General features: G+C 69.6%; 15 protein-coding genes. 5 read left to right on the top strand and 10 right to left on the bottom strand.

Annotation, left to right across the window (positions count from 1 at the left end):
* Positions 1 to 1,114, top strand: a 1,114-nt coding sequence (serC, locus tag ABI385_RS00155) for a phosphoserine transaminase (protein WP_348101697.1), incomplete at its 5' end; no start/stop codon positions are given.
* Positions 1,115 to 1,230: 116 nt separating this feature from the next.
* Here the strand turns inward: serC and ABI385_RS00150 are convergent.
* The 3 genes from ABI385_RS00150 to ABI385_RS00140 all read right to left on the bottom strand — a co-directional run bounded on the left by ABI385_RS00150 (position 1,231) and on the right by ABI385_RS00140 (position 4,529).
* Positions 1,231 to 2,517, bottom strand: coding sequence for an MFS transporter (locus tag ABI385_RS00150; RefSeq protein WP_348101696.1), 1,287 nt, complete (start codon positions 2,515 to 2,517; stop codon positions 1,231 to 1,233).
* Complete coding sequence (locus tag ABI385_RS00145; RefSeq protein WP_348101695.1) at positions 2,514 to 2,954, bottom strand: MarR family transcriptional regulator; 441 nt, start codon at positions 2,952 to 2,954, stop codon at positions 2,514 to 2,516. The genes ABI385_RS00150 and ABI385_RS00145 overlap by 4 nt, the downstream gene beginning before the upstream one ends.
* Before the next feature lie 72 nt (positions 2,955 to 3,026).
* On the bottom strand, positions 3,027 to 4,529 hold the full coding sequence (locus ABI385_RS00140; RefSeq protein WP_348101694.1) for an NCS2 family permease: 1,503 nt from the start codon (positions 4,527 to 4,529) through the stop codon (positions 3,027 to 3,029).
* Between the two features lie 95 nt (positions 4,530 to 4,624).
* Here ABI385_RS00140 and ABI385_RS00135 point away from each other — a divergent pair, with 95 nt between their 5' ends.
* Both ABI385_RS00135 and ABI385_RS00130 read left to right on the top strand, forming a co-directional pair.
* On the top strand, positions 4,625 to 4,852 hold the full coding sequence (locus tag ABI385_RS00135) for a DUF2530 domain-containing protein (RefSeq protein WP_348101693.1): 228 nt from the start codon (positions 4,625 to 4,627) through the stop codon (positions 4,850 to 4,852).
* Positions 4,853 to 4,963: 111 nt separating this feature from the next.
* On the top strand, positions 4,964 to 5,380 hold the full coding sequence (locus tag ABI385_RS00130; protein WP_348101692.1) for a hypothetical protein: 417 nt from the start codon (positions 4,964 to 4,966) through the stop codon (positions 5,378 to 5,380).
* A 263-nt stretch (positions 5,381 to 5,643) separates the two neighbouring features.
* Here ABI385_RS00130 and ABI385_RS00125 read toward each other — a convergent pair whose 3' ends face one another.
* The 6 genes from ABI385_RS00125 to ABI385_RS00100 all read right to left on the bottom strand — a co-directional run bounded on the left by ABI385_RS00125 (position 5,644) and on the right by ABI385_RS00100 (position 11,257).
* On the bottom strand, positions 5,644 to 6,792 hold the full coding sequence (locus ABI385_RS00125) for a Brp/Blh family beta-carotene 15,15'-dioxygenase (protein WP_348101691.1): 1,149 nt from the start codon (positions 6,790 to 6,792) through the stop codon (positions 5,644 to 5,646).
* Between the two features lie 13 nt (positions 6,793 to 6,805).
* Complete coding sequence (locus ABI385_RS00120) at positions 6,806 to 7,684, bottom strand: bacteriorhodopsin-like (RefSeq protein WP_348101690.1); 879 nt, start codon at positions 7,682 to 7,684, stop codon at positions 6,806 to 6,808.
* A gap of 122 nt (positions 7,685 to 7,806) precedes the next feature.
* Positions 7,807 to 8,724, bottom strand: coding sequence for a MerR family transcriptional regulator (locus ABI385_RS00115; protein WP_348101698.1), 918 nt, complete (start codon positions 8,722 to 8,724; stop codon positions 7,807 to 7,809).
* Positions 8,725 to 9,071: 347 nt separating this feature from the next.
* Positions 9,072 to 9,824: a DUF3027 domain-containing protein gene (locus ABI385_RS00110; protein WP_348101689.1), complete on the bottom strand. Its 753-nt coding sequence runs from the start codon at positions 9,822 to 9,824 to the stop codon at positions 9,072 to 9,074.
* Between the two features lies 1 nt (position 9,825).
* Positions 9,826 to 10,221 carry a cold-shock protein gene (locus ABI385_RS00105; protein ID WP_348101688.1) on the bottom strand — a complete coding sequence of 132 codons (396 nt, stop codon included), beginning with the start codon at positions 10,219 to 10,221 and terminating at the stop codon, positions 9,826 to 9,828.
* A 94-nt stretch (positions 10,222 to 10,315) separates the two neighbouring features.
* Positions 10,316 to 11,257, bottom strand: coding sequence for an aldose 1-epimerase family protein (locus ABI385_RS00100; protein WP_348101687.1), 942 nt, complete (start codon positions 11,255 to 11,257; stop codon positions 10,316 to 10,318).
* Positions 11,258 to 11,325: 68 nt separating this feature from the next.
* Between ABI385_RS00100 and ABI385_RS00095 the strand changes: the two genes are divergently transcribed.
* A complete protein-coding gene (locus ABI385_RS00095; protein ID WP_348101686.1) occupies positions 11,326 to 13,611 on the top strand; it encodes a helicase-associated domain-containing protein in 2,286 nt (761 codons plus the stop codon).
* Positions 13,612 to 13,964: 353 nt separating this feature from the next.
* On the opposite strand, the gene ABI385_RS00090 is transcribed toward ABI385_RS00095, so the two are convergent.
* The gene (locus ABI385_RS00090; RefSeq protein WP_348101685.1) at positions 13,965 to 14,894 is read right to left on the bottom strand and encodes a hydroxymethylglutaryl-CoA lyase; all 930 of its coding nucleotides are present in this window, start codon (positions 14,892 to 14,894) and stop codon (positions 13,965 to 13,967) included.
* A gap of 182 nt (positions 14,895 to 15,076) precedes the next feature.
* On the opposite strand from ABI385_RS00090, the gene ABI385_RS00085 reads away from it, so the two are divergent.
* Positions 15,077 to 15,541, top strand: coding sequence for a hypothetical protein (locus tag ABI385_RS00085; protein ID WP_348101684.1), 465 nt, complete (start codon positions 15,077 to 15,079; stop codon positions 15,539 to 15,541).
* Positions 15,542 to 15,611 lie beyond the last annotated feature (70 nt).

Genomic DNA, 15,611 nt, shown 5'->3' with positions numbered 1-15,611 from the left:
CCTCGTGATCCCGGACAACCTCAAACCCGTCGACGGACGGTTCGGCTCGGGCCCGTCGAAGGTCCCCGGGTCGGTCGTCGCTGAACTCGGCGCCACCGGCGGCACCCTGCTCGGCACGAGTCACCGTCAAGCGCCGGTCAAGGCGCTCGTCGGCAGGATTCGCGCAGGGCTCACCGAACTGTTCGCGCTGCCGGACGGCTACGAGGTCGTGCTCGGCAACGGCGGGTCGACCGCGTTCTGGGACATTGCCGCGTTCGGGCTGGTCCGCGAGCACGCCCAGCACCTCAGCGTGGGCGAGTTCTCCGCCAAGTTCGCTTCGATCACCCACAACGCCCCGTTCCTCGGCGACTCAACCATCATCAAGGCCGACCCCGGCACCCTCGCGAGCCCGCGCGCGGAGCCGGGCGCCGACGTCTACGCCTGGCCGCACAACGAGACCTCGACCGGTGTGATGGCTCCGGTGCGACGGGTCGACGGCGCTGACGACGACGCGCTCCTGCTCGTCGATGCGACCTCCGGGGCCGGAGGGCTGCCGGTCGACCTCACCGAGGTCGATGTCTACTACTTCGGCCCGCAGAAGTGCTTCGCTGCCGACGGTGGGCTCTGGCTCGCTGCCTTCTCCCCCGCGGCCCTGGCCCGGGTCGAGGAGATCGAGGCGAGTGGCCGTTGGGTCCCCGACTTCTTCAGCCTCCCGACCGCGATCGCCAACAGCCGCCTCAACCAGACCTACAACACTCCCGCCGTGGGCACCCTGGCCCTGCTCAACGCGCAGACCCACTGGCTCAACGACCGGGGCGGCCTCGACTGGGCGGTCTCGCGCACGACCGACAGCAGCAGCCGGCTGTATGCCTGGGCGGAGCGGACCGCATACACGACGCCCTTCGTCGCGGACCAGGTCGCTCGCAGCCTGGTCGTCGGGACCATCGACTTCGACGAGTCGGTCGACGCATCCGCCGTCGCGAAGGTGTTGCGCGCCAACGGTGTCGTCGACGTGGAGCCCTATCGCAAGCTAGGCCGCAACCAGCTGCGGGTCGCGATGTTCCCTGCGGTCGACCCCGAGGACGTCAGCGCTCTGATCGGCTGCATCGAGTACGTCGTCGACGCCTTCTCCTGACCGTGGCGTTAGCGGCGGGCAGGCCAGGCCCCTTCAGCGGATTATCGAGGCCACCACGGCGACCAGGACCAGAAACGCCAAGGCGATCAACGTGACCCGTTGGCGGAACCGGACGTTCATCGAACCGCTTGGGGAGCCGGCTCGGTGGGCGACTCGACCCGCACGCTGAAGCGCGGTCGACGGTGGGACTCGTAGGTCACCTGGACATTCTCGCGCTTGGCCAGCAGGACAGCGACGGCCACAAGTGACAGTCCGACAGCGACGGTCCCGATGCCGATCGTCCAGCGGGCGCCGAAGACCTCGCCGATCCACCCGATCAGCGGGGCCCCGAGTGGGGTGCCGCCCATGAAGATGGCCATGTAGAGCGCCATCACCCGACCGCGCATCTGCGCGTCTACGGAGGTCTGGACCATGGCGTTGGCCGTCGTCAGCGCCGTCAGTGAGGCCAAACCGGTCGGGATGAGTGCGAGCGCGAAGAGCTCATAGTTGGGCGCGATCGCCGAGAGGCCGCTCGCGACCGTGAAGCCGACCAGCGCGACCAGCAGCACGCGAAGGCGCGGCATCTTGCGCCGAGCGGCGAGCAACGCCCCGGCCAGCGAGCCGATCGCCATCACCGAGCCGAGCAGGCCGTACTCCGTCGGGCCCTGGTGGAACTGCTGCGTGGCCATCAGCGCCGTGGTGATCTGGAAGTTCATCCCGAACGTCCCGAGCACGAAGACCAGGCCCATGATGAGCATGATGTCCGGGCGACTGCGTACGTAGGCGACACCCTGGCGGATCTGGCCCTTGCCGCGCGCTCGCGGAGAGGGCGCCAGCTCGCGGGTGTTCAGGCGTAGCAGCGACAGCAGCACGAACCCGAACGACAGCCCGTTGACCAGCAGCGCCCAGCCCGTGCTGGTCGCCGCGATGAGCAGGCCCGCAACGCCCGGCCCGATCAGCCGGCCGGCGTTGAACGAGGCGCTGTTGAGGGCGACGGCGTTGGCGAGCCGGTCCCTGGGGACCATCTCCGAGACGAACGTCTGTCGCGCAGGGTTGTCCACCGCGGTCGCGACGCCCTGCAGGAACGCGATGAGGAAGACGTGCCACAGCTGGACGTGACCGGTGAGTGTGAGGACGGCGAGGCTCAGCGCCGACAGCCCGAGGAACGACTGTGTCACGAACATGATCCGGCGCTTGGGGAACCGGTCGGCGATCATGCCGGTGAACGGTGCCAGGATCAGGAACGGGAGGAACTGCAGCCCAGTGACCAGTCCCAGGGAGCTTGAGCTGTGGTCGGTCAGCTGGGTCAGGACCAGCCAGTCCTGCCCAACCCGGCCCATCCAGGTGCCGACGTTGGAGACGATCGAACCGCTCGCATAGATGCGGTAGTTGCGGACCTTGAGCGAGGCGAAGGTGGGGCTCATTCGCCGGCCACCCGGGTGAGGATCTCGGTGGCGCGGGCGAGTACGTCCTGTTCTTCCTGCGAGAGGCGGGACACCCGGCTGGCCATCCATGCGTCCCGCTTGCGTCGGATCGCCTTGAGGGACCCCCGCCCCTCGGCGGTGAGCGACAGGATCACCTGACGCCCGTCGGTGGGGTCGCTCTGGCGGTCGACCAGCCCGCGCTCGACGAGGGCGGCCACCGTCCGAGACATGCTGGGCTTGGCGACCCGCTCGATCTCGGCGAGCTCCCCCGGTGTCTTGGGCGCGTCTTCCAGGCGGGCGAGCGCCGAGAACTGGTGCGGCGCCACGTCGTGGCTGGCCTCGAAGCGAACGCGGCGGCTGATCCGCATACAGGCAAGACGCAGGTCCGTGGCGACACGGGTGAGCTGCGCTGACGACAGGGGAGAGCTGGTTTCCATCACTAGTTAGCATAAGTCATTACCTGTGCTAACTATTTCGGATGGTCGGATTCTGGGACCCTCGGCCGGTCGTCAGCCGATGCGCAGGAGGGTCTTCAGCGGGTCGATCGCGAAGTAGACGACGAAGAGCGCCGCGACCAACCACATCAGCGGGTGGATCACGGACGCCTTGCGGCGCACCAGCTTGATGACAACGTAGACGACGAAACCGGCGCCGATCCCGGCGGTGATCGAGTAGGTGAACGGCATCAGCACGATGGTGAGGAACGCCGGAATGGCGATCTCGAGGTCCTGCCAGTCGATGCCGGACACCTGTTGCATCATCAGGAAACCGACGATCACGAGCGCCGGGGTAGCCGCCTCGTAAGGCACGACAGCGACCAGAGGAGCGAGGAACGTCGCGATGAGGAACAGCACCCCGGTCGTCACCGCCGCAAGACCGGTGCGCGCCCCTTCACCGACTCCTGACGCCGACTCGATGTATGCCGTGTTGCTGCTGACGCTGCCCGCGCCGCCGGCGATTGCACCCACCGAGTCGACCAGCAGGATGCGCTGCGAGTTCGGCGGGTTGCCCTCCTCGTCGAGGAGCCCGGCCTCCGCGCCGATCGCGACCATCGTGCCTATGGTGTCGAAGAAGTCGGCGAGCATGAGGGTGAACACGAGCAGCAGAGCCGAGACGACGCCGATAGTGCTGAACGAGCCGAGCAGGTTGAAGTGTCCCAACAGGCCGAAGTCGGGCACGTCGATGATCTTCGAAGGGATGGCGGGGACGTTCAAGCCCCAGCCCGTGGGGTTGACGACCTTGCCCGTCGCGTCGGTCTGGGAGCCGATGTGGAACACCGCCTCGAGCACGATGGCGAGGATCGTGGCACCGACGATGCCGTAGAGGATCGCCCCTCGAACCTTGAGCACCGTCATCGCGACGATGGCCAGCAGTCCGACGACGAACACGAGCGTCGGCCAGCCGTTGAGGAACCCGCCGATGCCCAGCTCGACCACGGTCGGGCCGACCGGCTTGCGCACGACCCCCGCGTCCACCAGGCCGATGATGGTGATGAACAGGCCGATGCCGACCGAGATCGCCGTCTTGAGCTGCGCGGGCACAGCGTTCAGGACGGCCCGGCGGAAGCCGGTCATGACCAGCACCGTGATGATGATGCCCTCCATGACGACCAGACCCATCGCGTCGGCCCAGGTCATCTGCGGCAGCTTCGCGATCCCGTACGCCACGAACGCATTGAGCCCGAGGCCGGTCGCCAGGGCGAGCGGGAAGTTCGCGACGATGCCCATGAGGATGGTCATCACACCCGCGACGAGCGCCGTCGCCGCTGCGACAAGCAGCTTCGCGCGGCCGATGTCGCCGCCGCCGAGGAAGCCTCCCATGCTGTCGGCCTGCGTGCCGATGATCAGTGGGTTGAGCACCACGATGTAGGCCATCGTGAAGAAGGTCACCAGGCCGCCGCGCAGCTCACGCCCGACGGTCGAGCCACGCTCGGTGATGGTGAAGAAGCGGTCCAGCGCACTGCTGGACGGAGTGCCGCCCGGGCGGGTGGGGAGGGACGAGGTTCGGGCCATGGCGCAGACGGTAGCGGCGCCATGTTGCGGATGGGAGACGGCTCGCCCGTCACCTGGTTGGCCCACGCTGGCCTACGCTGGCCTACGCTGACGTAGTGGAGCAGCCGCGGCCCGTGCGGGTACCCATGCCGCGGATCATCGAGGTCGGACTCGCGTTGTGGGCGCTCGCCCTCGTGGCGACCCTCGCGGTTCCAACTCTGCGCGAAGGCTCCCGTTCCTGGTGGCCGTGGTGTTGCTCGGCCGGACTCGTCCTCGGGCTCGCGGGGTATGCCTACGTGCGGCGAGGTCGGGGCAACGCCGCCGCGGGCGTCCTCGACGACTGAGTTTCGTAGCAGCGAGGAGAACCGGATGCGCGGCGAACGGGTCATGGCCAAGCATCGGGACTAAGACTGCAGCAGGGCAGGAAACGAGGAGCGCGTTGAGGGAGGGCAGCGATGGACGAGGATGTGGAACGACGCCGGCTCGAGAGCGCCGCTCGGGCCGACTACCACGTCGAGGCGCAACGTCGTCGTGACGAGCAGGAGTCGGTGCAGGCCCAGGTGCTGGTCGACCGCTTCGTCGTGCAGGCGACGCAGGCGGGCCTGCCGACCGAGGAGCTCACGTCACGCCCGTGGTCCGGAGGCAGTCGCTACCGGACGGGCGTCCACGGGTGGTATCTGCGCCGCGACCGTTCCGTCGGCGTGGCCCAGGACGGCGGCTTCTACGTTCTCGTCGTGGCACCAGAGCGGTTCGGTCGCTGGCGTACGTTGCCGCTCGACCCGAGCCCGCCGCCGCTGCAGGTCGGCAAAGGTGGCCGCGACGGTGAGTCCGTCGCGCTGGACACCCTGTTGGAGCTGCGGCTGCATTGGTGAGCCGTAGGGAGCTGGACGACGCGATCGTCATCGCAATGCCGTTCCAGCTGTAACCCGAGCTCACCGATCCTGCTGATCGCCCAGCAGCTGGACCCGGCTACGGACCTAGACACCTCGGGCCACGGTACTGGACCCGGGGCTTCGACGAGCTGTTCAATGACGTTCAGCCCTGGATCCGTGAGTCTTGGGGTGTCCCGGGAGGGTCGGATGTGGCTGAGCCGACGTGCTGCAGCATCTGGCTGGTGACGGGGTTCACCGTCAGATCAACAGCGCCCGCGTCCGGCCCTGTGCCACATCGCTTGACTGCCCCCTCTGGGCCCGCATCGTCGCCTAGCCCCCGCCTTGCCCGCTTCGGCTCGGTCGAGAACCCACACGACAGCCAGGTGCGGCAGGCTGACCGACAAGAGCACCATCACCTCGGCCTGTAGGGCGATGAGGTCTCTGCCCGTCCAGAGCGCCAGGCCGGCCGCGACGACGACCGCCGTCGGCAGGAGCGAGGCCCGCGCCACCGTGGCCGCAGCCGAGCCGAAGCCCGCTGTCTCGGAACGAGCCGGGACGATAGCGCGACGAGCGAGGTCGAGCAGACGGCCCGTGTGGCGAACGGCATGCCACAGGCCGAAGTAGATGCCGAACGCCGCGAGCGGGGGAGCCAGGGAGAAGGCGGTCACGATGAGACCTAGTTCAACGGCCTCCAGACGGCGTCGATCTCTCAACAGGGCGAGCAGACCGAGGACGACGAGGATCGCTGCCACCGACAAGCCGGCTGTCCGGGTGTCGACCAGACGGTCAGCGAGCCAAGGCGACAGCACGCGTAGGGACGGCTCGATCGCGTCCGTCCGCGCCCAGAGCAGCAGACCGATGATCGCGCTGCCATATGCGGCCACGACCACGCGGTCACCACCGCCCGTATTGGCCGGGCGGCCGGCCCGCTCGGCCGACGTGACGAGCTCACCCCGGCCGAAGTGAGCCGCGGACATCAGTAGGAATACGACCAGGGTGGCGGTTGGGGCGACGAGAAAGGCGATAAGCGCGAGTATCGCCAAGGCAAGATAGAGCGTGAGGAAGCGAAGCATGGCAAGCGACCTGGCCCGTAGCGGATGCGCTGCGGCACCGGGCTCCTCTACGGCCCACCGGACCCACCGGGGCACGACGTGCGCCAGCCCGGCACCCCACCAGCGGGGAGCAAGGTGGTCCACAGCCCCGTGCGGAACGCCGATGAGCCCACCTGCGAGCGCGATCGGCACCGCCATCCTCGCTGTGGCTGCCGGGAGAACGATCGTGGCGACCACCAGGGAAGCTAGAGCACCGACGGGCAGCCAGGTCAGCACCGGCAGCCGTTGCATGGCCGGGTCTGAAACCACCCCGCCCACCCCACCCGGATGGGTCAGGGGCGGGCGGGGTGCGACCGACATCAAAGCTCCGGCGTCAGACCGGCGCGGGGGTCGACTCCTTCAGCGTTCGCCCCGGATCAGGCCTGTTGCCAGGGCCTTCGTCGAGGTCCTCGTCGTACTGAGGGTCCTCGAGACGGCTCTTGGTGCGGGCGATCTTGTAGATCACCAGCCCGTATGCCGCCTTGGCGAGGATGTCCGCAATGCTGTAGCCGGCCTGGCGCAGGACGAACCCATTTGCGCCTCCAAAGAAGTCGCCCCCAATGACGGGGAAGAGGAACGCGATCGGGTAAACACCCCAGAGGGCGAGTAAGGCGATCCGCAGGCGCTTGATGCTCGTTCTGACCTCTGGCGGCTGCCGATCAAGCGACTTGGACAGCTCGACGAAGAGGATGTAAAGGATGAAGATGAACGGGATCGTCGAGATGGCGCCCCATATTGCTCGGGTGCCCGTGCTCGCCGCAATCTCGCCAGGGTAGCCGAGCAAGATCATCAGGGCGGACGCCGGGACCAGCTTGCGCAGCAAAGACCGCTGGACCTCGCGGCCCAAGGCCATGACGGCCACCGTCTCGATGAGCAGCAGCGGTACGGTCAGCAGCCAGTCGACGTAGCGGTAGGCCTCGTTGAAGACAATGTTCGACAGCGGATGGACGGCGGCGATGGTTGTGCCCGCTGGGTAGCTCTCCTGGAAGTTCGCGAAGATCCGGAAGTAGTGGTACGCCGCGATCCCGCAGACGATCGCGGAGACGACAACGGCGTTGCGATATCGCGCCGCGACCCGGCGCTGGGACAGCAACAGGTAGATAGCTGTGAAGAGCATCGACGCGATGACGAGCGAGAAAAGATTGTAGACGGTGTCGAACTGGCCCGCCGTGAGCGAGCTGATGTTGATACCTGGTGAGTCGTCGGCGAGCATCTGGCCTCCGGGGCAGTGCGTGGAGCGTTATGGCTGGGCGTCGTCGGGTTCGACGACCAACCCAAGTTCTACGCCTTTGCGGCCGGGTCGGCAACTTGTGCAACTTTGCGTGTGCACCGTTGTCAGGCCCCGGCGGCGTGCCCTTCCCGCGTTGTGTCGGCGCGCCAGGCATCCTGCAGGCGCTGCACCGCCTCCGAGAGATCCGCGCAGATCCTAGCGGGACCGGGGTCGATCGACTCCCATCCCGGGCCACCGAGATGGACGGTGAGCCGACGATGCGCCGCAGTTACGAGCGACAACTCTTGGGCTGCAACGGGATCCGGTGCACTCAGCCATACCAGCACGCCCGGGGCGCGAGTTCTCCTCGCCGCCGTAGCGAGTGCGGACATCGGCGTTCTCGGTCCGAGCAGCCGTGCGGGAACGTCCCGCTCAGCCAGTCCCGATCGCACGGCGTGCAGGGCCAGCGTATGTTCTTCATGGGGGCCGCTGGCCAGCAGCACCGGATCAACTCGTGCACGTTCACCGAGGTCGACGACGTGCCGCACAAAGGCGTTGGTCACGGCCTGGCTCAGGAGGTGCTCGACCTCGATACCCTTGCCTGTTCGCTGCCAGTAGGTTCCTGCCGCGATGAGGACCGGGCGCACCACATGCTCCCACGTGGAGATGGTTCCGTTCGTGTGCAGGTCTTCGACGACGAGGTCCTCGACACCCATCTCGTCGAGGCGGTAGGCCGCACGAGCGAGCCCTCGCGCCGTCCGACCCGCACCGGGGACGGCCAGACCTGTGCCACCGGGCCCGCCTGGGCCATGGCGCGGCGCAGTAGCTGCCTCGGTCTGGACGGACAGAGCCGCAGCGGCTGGGTCGGCCCCGGCGATGATGGCGGCGTGCACCCGCTCGAGCCGGGCGAGGTCGTCCTCGGTGTAGCGCCGATGTCCCCCGACCGACGTCTCCGAAGCCAAGAGCCCGTAGCGGGTCCCCCACATCCGCAGCGTCGACGGGGACACCCCCAGCCTGGCTGCCGCGTCGCCGACCGACAGCATCTGCACCCATCGATTCTCACACGGCGCTGTGGCGAAGCCGGCAGGCCGGCACTGGACATGGGGCTTCAACCGTCGACACCGCTGCCACCGATGGACGTCGAGGCGTTGTAGGCGGCGGCTTGTCCCGAGCTGGCCGGGTACTGGAGCACCGACTCAATCACCAAAACCGCGGCCATCGCCCGGCTGGCGTCGGTGGGGTGCTACCGGAGATCGTCGACCTCATCGTGCGCCGCCGACGCGGTGAGGCCGTAACCCTCACCGACCGGGAGCGTGGCGACCGTGCCGCCGTGGTGCGCCGGCTTCTTCGCGAGGGAGTCACGAGCCCGCTCGGCTGGAGCGAGCGGCGATCAGGTCAGGACGTCGATGGCGAGCTCGTCCACGATCGGTGACCCGTGCCGTTCGTGCCGCGCGGGTTGACCGTCCCCGGCGTCGGTCTCGCTGTGGGCACCGCAGCCGTGGTCCAGGCTCACGACGGTTCCGTCCGAGGGGGACCAGGCGTTGGCGCAGACACCGAACACCGCGCGGAGCGCGCCCGGCATCGGCAGGAAGAAGCCGCACGTCGTGCAGTGCTCGGTGGCCTGCTGGGCCACCTCCGCCGTCGGTCCGTGCGAGCCGTCGTACCACCGCTCGGCCGCCTCGACGCGTCCCTCGCGGGACAGCACCCGGGGTCGGCCCAGTCCGAGCTCCCAGAACGCCATCTGGTCGACGTCCTCGTCACCGCTCGCCTCGAAACCCTGCTCCAGCAACGGGTCGTCGGCCCGGTAGGGCAGCACGTCGCCAGGTCCGAGGTCCCCCGGGGCCAGCCGCTCGGCATACGGGAGCCAGGTCGGCGAGAGCACCGAACCGGCGCCGGGCACCAGGTCGGTCTCGCAGACCGTGGCGACCTTCTGGCGGGGCGCCCGGGCGATCGAGACTGCCCAGCGCCAACCGAGGTAACCCGCCCCGACGAAGGAGAAGTAGTGGGTGGCGAGGCGTTCGCCGTCCATGACCATCTCGAGGTGCTCGCCGACGGTCCCGGGCTCGGCAATCCCGACGAGAGCGTCGCGGGCCAGGTCGACGGCGGCCCGCAGTGCCGGGTCGGTCTTGGGTTCGACGGCCATCTCAGCCTTCCAGGTCGTCGGCGACCCGACGCAGTGCGCGGGCGATGTTGGCCGCCTGGGCCTTGTCGGGGTAATGCCCGCGACGCAGGGTCACGGAGATGCCGTCGAGGACCTTGATGACGTCCTCGACGACGGGGACCATCTGGTCGACCGGCGGGCGACGGGCGGCGCGCTGGGACGCCACGACCGAGGGGGCGGGGTCAAGGACGCGCAGCTGCAGCGCCTGGTTTCCCCGACGCCCCTCGACGATCCCGAACTCGACACGCGTCCCACCTTTGAGGGTGGTCACGCCTTCGGGGAGGGCATTGGCGTGCAGGAACACGTCGCTGCCGTCGTCGTCCGCGAGAAAGCCGAAGCCCTTGTCCGCGTCGTACCACTTGACCTTGCCGGTGGGCACGGGTCCTCCCTCATCCTGGTAGTCACACGAGTGCCTGCGCGTTTTCTGCGCATCGGTCAGCCTAACGGTGGCCGCCACCCGAATATGCCGGCGTTCAGGACGGGCGGATCCCCCACGAGCCTGTGTGCACCTGGTCCGGGCGCAGCGCGACGAGATCGTGTCCGGAGTTGTAGGCGTCCGGTGGGCAGGTCATCGGCTCGACGGCGATGCCCGTGGTGCCCTCGGTCTGGGGATGCGCGCGCCCCGTGAACACCTGCACCCACGGGTATGCCTCGTCAGCCCACAACGTGACGGCGCCGTCCGCGACTCCCTGGAGCCCGTCGAGACGGACCTCCCAGCGACCGTCCGGGCCGCGGTCGAGGTCGGTGAAGGCGGTGTCCAGGGCCAAGTCGCCGATCGGGCGGCCAGCGCGGAAGTCGTAGGGCGACCCCGCGACGTCGCGGGTGCCGACGGGCAGCAGTCGTTCGGGGTCGACCTCCAGCCAGCGACCAGCGGGCACGGTGAGCGTCACCTCCTCGACCGGGGTTCCCTCGATCGAGAGATAGGGGTGCATGCCATATCCGTATGGGGCCTCACCTGCCCCGACGTTCTGGGCCGTGGTGGTGACGGTCAAGCCGTCGTCGGCGAGCGCATACAACGTGGTCAGCTCGAGCACCCACGCCCAACCGGGCTGGGGGTGGAGGCGATGGCCGACGGTGATGCTGGAGGTGGTCTGGTCAAGGAGGTCCCACTCGGCCCAGCGGACCAGACCGTGGCTGGCGTTGCCCTTGGCGGGCTCGGAAAGATAGAGCTGCCGCTCCACACCGTCGTAGGTGTAACGGCCGTCGCGCAGCCGGTTGGGCCACGGGATGAGCTGCTGGCCGCGTCCCGCCACCGACGTCGAGGTGACGGGATAGCCCGCGAGCACGTCGGTGCCACTTCGCGTCCAGGTGCGGATGCCCCCACCCACCTCGACGACGACGAGCTCGTCGCCGCCGCGGCGTACGGTCCACTGCTCGCCGGTCGGGCTCGAGCGTTCGGCCTGGTCAACCGTCACGGGACCAACCTAGAGCCCGAAGCAACCGCGTCGGCCGCCGGCGGCCCGGGCGGGTTAGCGTGACATCCATGTCCACCACGCCCGCGGCCGCCCTTCGAGGCAGCGCGGCCCGCAGCCTGGCCGACGACATCCGCGGTCGCACGGACGCCGAGCTGACGGAGCTGCTGCTGCGTCGACCCGACCTGGCCCGCCCAGCGCCCTCCGACCTGACGTCGCTCGCGGCCCGCGCGGGGACGCGAGCGAGCGTGCAGCGCTGTATCGAGTCGCTCGACCGGGCGCATCTCCAGGTGCTCGAAGCCGTCCTCGTCACGGGCGACGGGTCGACCACCGACGACGTGGGCGCCTTGCTCGACGACACCGACGTCAGCCCGCAGGTCGACCGGCTGTGGGCGCTCGCGCTGGTCTGGCGGGCGTCCGACGGCTGGTATGCCGTCCGCACCGTCTCCGAGGTCCTCGGACCCCACCCGGCCGGGCTCGGTCCCAGCGCGGCGGAGGTGCGGGGGCCGGTGCGGAGTCCCGAACAGATTTCGGCGCTGCTCGCCGGCGTCCCGGACTCTGCCACCGCCGTGCTCGACCGTCTCGTGTGGGGACCGCCGGTGGGGGTCGTCAGTCAGGAGCTCGGAGGGTCGGACGGGCTGCGCTGGCTACTCGCCCGCGAGCTGCTGATGCCGGTGCGGTCGGACCCCAGCCGGCGTGGGTTCGACCTGGAGTCGCGCGTCCTGCTCCCGCGTGAGGTGGCCCTGGTGCTGCGCGGAGGGCGGGCGCACCGCGCCGTCGAGCTGCAGCGTCCCGAGCTTCTCGACCTCGAGATCGGGACGAGCGCGGTGGACGGGGCAGCCGGTGTCGAGGTCAGCGACCTCCTCGCGCTCGTCGAGGAGGTCACCGAGCTGTGGGGCCCGGCGCCCCCGCGGGTCATGCGGGCCGGCGGCCTCGCGGTCCGCGACCTTCGACGCCTCGCCGACTCGTTGGACGTGCCCGGACCGCGGGCCGCCTGGCTGGCCGAGGTCATGCTCGGTGCCGGCCTCGTGGCGGACGACGGCGATGTTGTGCCGGTGTGGGCGCCCACGCCGTCGGCCGACGACTGGCTGTTGGACGAACCCGGGCGACGGTGGGCGCGCCTCGCAACGGCGTGGCTCGTCTCGACCCGCGCGCCCCACCTCGTGGGGTCGCGGATGGGCTCGAACCCCGTGAGCGCGCTCGGTCCGGATGTCCACTGGCCCCCGATCCGGGCCATGCGCGCCGACGTGCTCGCGATCCTGGCCGAGCTTCCCGAGGGCCATGCGACCACCGAGGAGTCGCTGCTGGCCAGGCTCCGGTGGCGTCGACCGTTGCGCAACCCGGCCCGCCTCGCCGCGGCCGTGGCCGCCGTTCTGCGGGAGGCGAGCTGGCTGGGGGTGACCGGACGGGGCGGACTCTCGGGGCCCGGCCGTGAGCTCGTGGCCGGCGGCGGTGCCGACCAGCTGGCCGGGCAGATGGCCGAGCTGCTTCCGTCGCCGGTCGACCACGTCCTCGTCCAGGCCGACCTGACGGCGGTGGCGCCCGGCCCTCTCGCGGGCGAGCTCGCCCAGCTGATGCGCCTCACCGCGGACGTCGAGTCCCGCGGTGGCGCCACCGTGCACCGGTTCACTCCGGCCTCCGTTCGTCGGGCACTCGACGCCGGATGGACCGCCGACGAGCTCCTCGACGCGCTGCGCCGCTCCAGCCGAACCTCGGTGCCCCAGCCGCTGGAGTACCTCGTTCGCGACGTCGCCCGACGGCACGGACAGGTTCGCATCGGGGGTGCGACGGCATACCTGCGCAGTGACGACGAGGCAGTCCTCGAGACCATGCTCGCGGAGCGCGGGCTGGCCTCCCTCGGGCTGCGCCGGATCGCACCGACCGTGCTCGTCTCGACAGCCGACCCGGAGTCGTTGCTGGAGTCCCTGCGCGCGGCGGGGCTGTCGCCGGTGCAGGAGCGCGCCGACGGGTCGGTCGTGGTGACGGTGGCAGCGCGGCGGCGGGCGACGTCCAGGCGCACGGCCTCCGGCCCGCTCCCCTCGACGGTCGACACCACGTATGCAGGGTCTTTGGTCCGTGGGCTGCGCTCTGCCGAGGAGTCGGCCCGCGCCAGACTCGGCGTGGGACAGCCCGTTCTCGAGCCGACCGAACCCGTAGTCACCCTGGCGGCGCTGCGGGATGCGGCGGCCGAGCGCGTCGGAGTGTGGATCGGGTACGCCGACATGGCCGGCCGCACGGACCGCTACCTTTTCTACCCGGCCCGCGTCGAAGGTGGGCGTGCGTGGGGCCGGGTCGCCGACTCGGGTGTGGAACGCGGGTTCTCGGTGCACCGGATCACCGGGGTGGCGCCGGCCTAGAGGCCTGGGGCGCGCGAGTCGGGACCGTCGGTCGGCGGTGGGGATCCGGACTCAGATGTTCGCGACTTCCAGGCGACGTCAGACCCCGGAACTGGGCAACATCTGAGTTTGGTGGCGCATCAGGCCCCGGAACCCGGCAACATCTGAGTCCGGTGGCCATCCCGGGCATCCACACTCAGATGCTTACGACTTCTGCACGGCGATCGGGATCCGGACTCAGATGTTTGCGACTTCCAGGCGACGTCAGACCTCGGAACCCGGCAACATCTGAGTCCGGTGGCGCATCAGACCTCGGAACTGGGCAACATCTGAGTCCGGTGGCCATCCCGGGCACATCTGAGTCCGGAGGCCCGTCAGGTGGAGAGGGCGGTCACGACCCGCGACGGGCTCGGGCGGCGGAGGACGCCGGCCATCCAGACGCTGGTTGCCACGAGGGCGTCCAGGTCGACACCGGTCTGTACCCCGGCGCCGTGCAGCGCCCACACCAGGTCCTCGGTGGCCAGGTTGCCGGTGGCGCTCTTGGCATAGGGGCACCCACCCAGGCCACCCGCGGACGCGTCGACGACGGTCACCCCGTCGGCCAGGGCCGCTATCGTGTTGGCGAGCGCCTGCCCGTAGGTGTCGTGGAAGTGGACCCCGAGTCGTTCAGGTCCGATCCCCTTGCCTGCCAACGCATCCACGAGTCGGTGGACGTGCCCGGTCGTACCCGTACCGATCGTGTCGCCCAGCGCGAGCTGGTCGCAGCCGAGATCCATCAGCCGGGTGGCGACGTCGACCACCTGGTCGACGGACACCTCTCCCTCCCAGGGGTCCCCGAAACACATCGATACGTATGCGCGTACCCACAGCCCCGCGGCCCGGGCTCGCTGCACCACCGGCGCGAACGTCGTGACCGACTCGTCGACGCTGCGGTTGAGGTTGCGCTGCGCGAACGTCTCGGTGGCGCTGCCGAAGATCGCGATCGCGCCCACATCGGCTTCGAGAGCCCGGTCCAGACCGCGTTCGTTGGGGACGAGCACCGGCCGCGTGCGCCCCCGCCCGTCCTCGCCGAGCGCGTCGAGAACCTCGGCAGCGTCACCGAGCTGGGGAACCCAGGCCTGCGGCACGAACGACGTCGTCTCGATAGTCGTAAGCCCGGCGGCCAGCAGTCGGCGGACGAACTCGACTTTGACGGGGGTCGGGACGTGACCCTTCTCGTTCTGCAGCCCGTCACGTGGTCCGACCTCGTAGATCGTGACCCGGGCCGGTAGCCCGTCGGCTGGTTCGACCTGAGGTGTCCTCATCCCGTCCCCTCTTCCGCGTCGTCGGAGACGACCATCTTGTCAGGCGGGGAGGACGCGAGACCGTCCCGGTGGTGGGCTCGTCAGCGAGGCCGAGACGCCTGACCCGAACCGCCCCGTGAGGACCGCCGATACGCCGGAACCGGACGGACGCCGCTGTCCCCGCCGGTAGGTAGGGTGAGCCGATGAGCGAAACGCCGCAGGCCCGCCCTTCCGAGGGTGCGTTCGGCGCCCCCCCGGGGGCCCCCCAGTGGTCTCCTCAGCAGCCGGCTCACCCAGCGCAGGTCCAGCAGCATCAGGCGTATCCCCCGCCCCCGCAGGGCTACCCGCAGCCGGGACCCCCGCAGGGCTACCCGCAGCCGGGACCCCCGGCATACCAGCAGGGGTATGCCGGTTATGCCCCGCCGACCGCACCCTTCGCGACCAGCGCGCTCGTGCTGCTCGTCATGTCGGTCATCGCCGTCCTCGCGACCGGGATCATCGGCATCCCGAGTGCCGTGATCGCCGTCCTCGCGTGGCAGCTGAACGCCCGGGACCTCGCGGCGTCCCGCAAGCGGACCACGACCGGCTGGATCGTGCTGGCCGTCAACTTCGCTATCGCCATCCCCTTGCTCATCTGGTTCTACACATGGGCGCTGTCCAACCGATGAGGTCGCTGACGTGAACGACGGACCACTGATTGTCCAGAGCGACAAGACCCTCCTGCTCGAGGTCGACCAC

Source organism: Lapillicoccus sp. (assembly GCF_039935575.1).
GTDB lineage: Bacteria > Actinomycetota > Actinomycetes > Actinomycetales > Dermatophilaceae > Lapillicoccus.
Note: the sequence above shows the minus strand (reverse complement) of the source record. Positions and strands in the feature narration are given on the sequence as shown.

Bases quoted from the DNA above. Each gene is read 5' to 3' on its own strand.
- ABI385_RS00150 (WP_348101696.1), bottom strand. From the start codon at position 2,517: ATGAGCCCCACCTTCGCCTCGCTCAAGGTCCGCAACTACCGCATCTAT.
- ABI385_RS00145 (WP_348101695.1), bottom strand. From the start codon at position 2,954: ATGGAAACCAGCTCTCCCCTGTCGTCAGCGCAGCTCACCCGTGTCGCC.
- ABI385_RS00140 (WP_348101694.1), bottom strand. From the start codon at position 4,529: ATGGCCCGAACCTCGTCCCTCCCCACCCGCCCGGGCGGCACTCCGTCC.
- ABI385_RS00130 (WP_348101692.1), top strand. From the start codon at position 4,964: ATGGACGAGGATGTGGAACGACGCCGGCTCGAGAGCGCCGCTCGGGCC.
- ABI385_RS00125 (WP_348101691.1), bottom strand. From the start codon at position 6,792: ATGTCGGTCGCACCCCGCCCGCCCCTGACCCATCCGGGTGGGGTGGGC.
- ABI385_RS00120 (WP_348101690.1), bottom strand. From the start codon at position 7,684: ATGCTCGCCGACGACTCACCAGGTATCAACATCAGCTCGCTCACGGCG.
- ABI385_RS00115 (WP_348101698.1), bottom strand. From the start codon at position 8,724: ATGCTGTCGGTCGGCGACGCGGCAGCCAGGCTGGGGGTGTCCCCGTCG.
- ABI385_RS00110 (WP_348101689.1), bottom strand. From the start codon at position 9,824: ATGGCCGTCGAACCCAAGACCGACCCGGCACTGCGGGCCGCCGTCGAC.
- ABI385_RS00095 (WP_348101686.1), top strand. From the start codon at position 11,326: ATGTCCACCACGCCCGCGGCCGCCCTTCGAGGCAGCGCGGCCCGCAGC.
- ABI385_RS00090 (WP_348101685.1), bottom strand. From the start codon at position 14,894: ATGAGGACACCTCAGGTCGAACCAGCCGACGGGCTACCGGCCCGGGTC.
- ABI385_RS00085 (WP_348101684.1), top strand. From the start codon at position 15,077: ATGAGCGAAACGCCGCAGGCCCGCCCTTCCGAGGGTGCGTTCGGCGCC.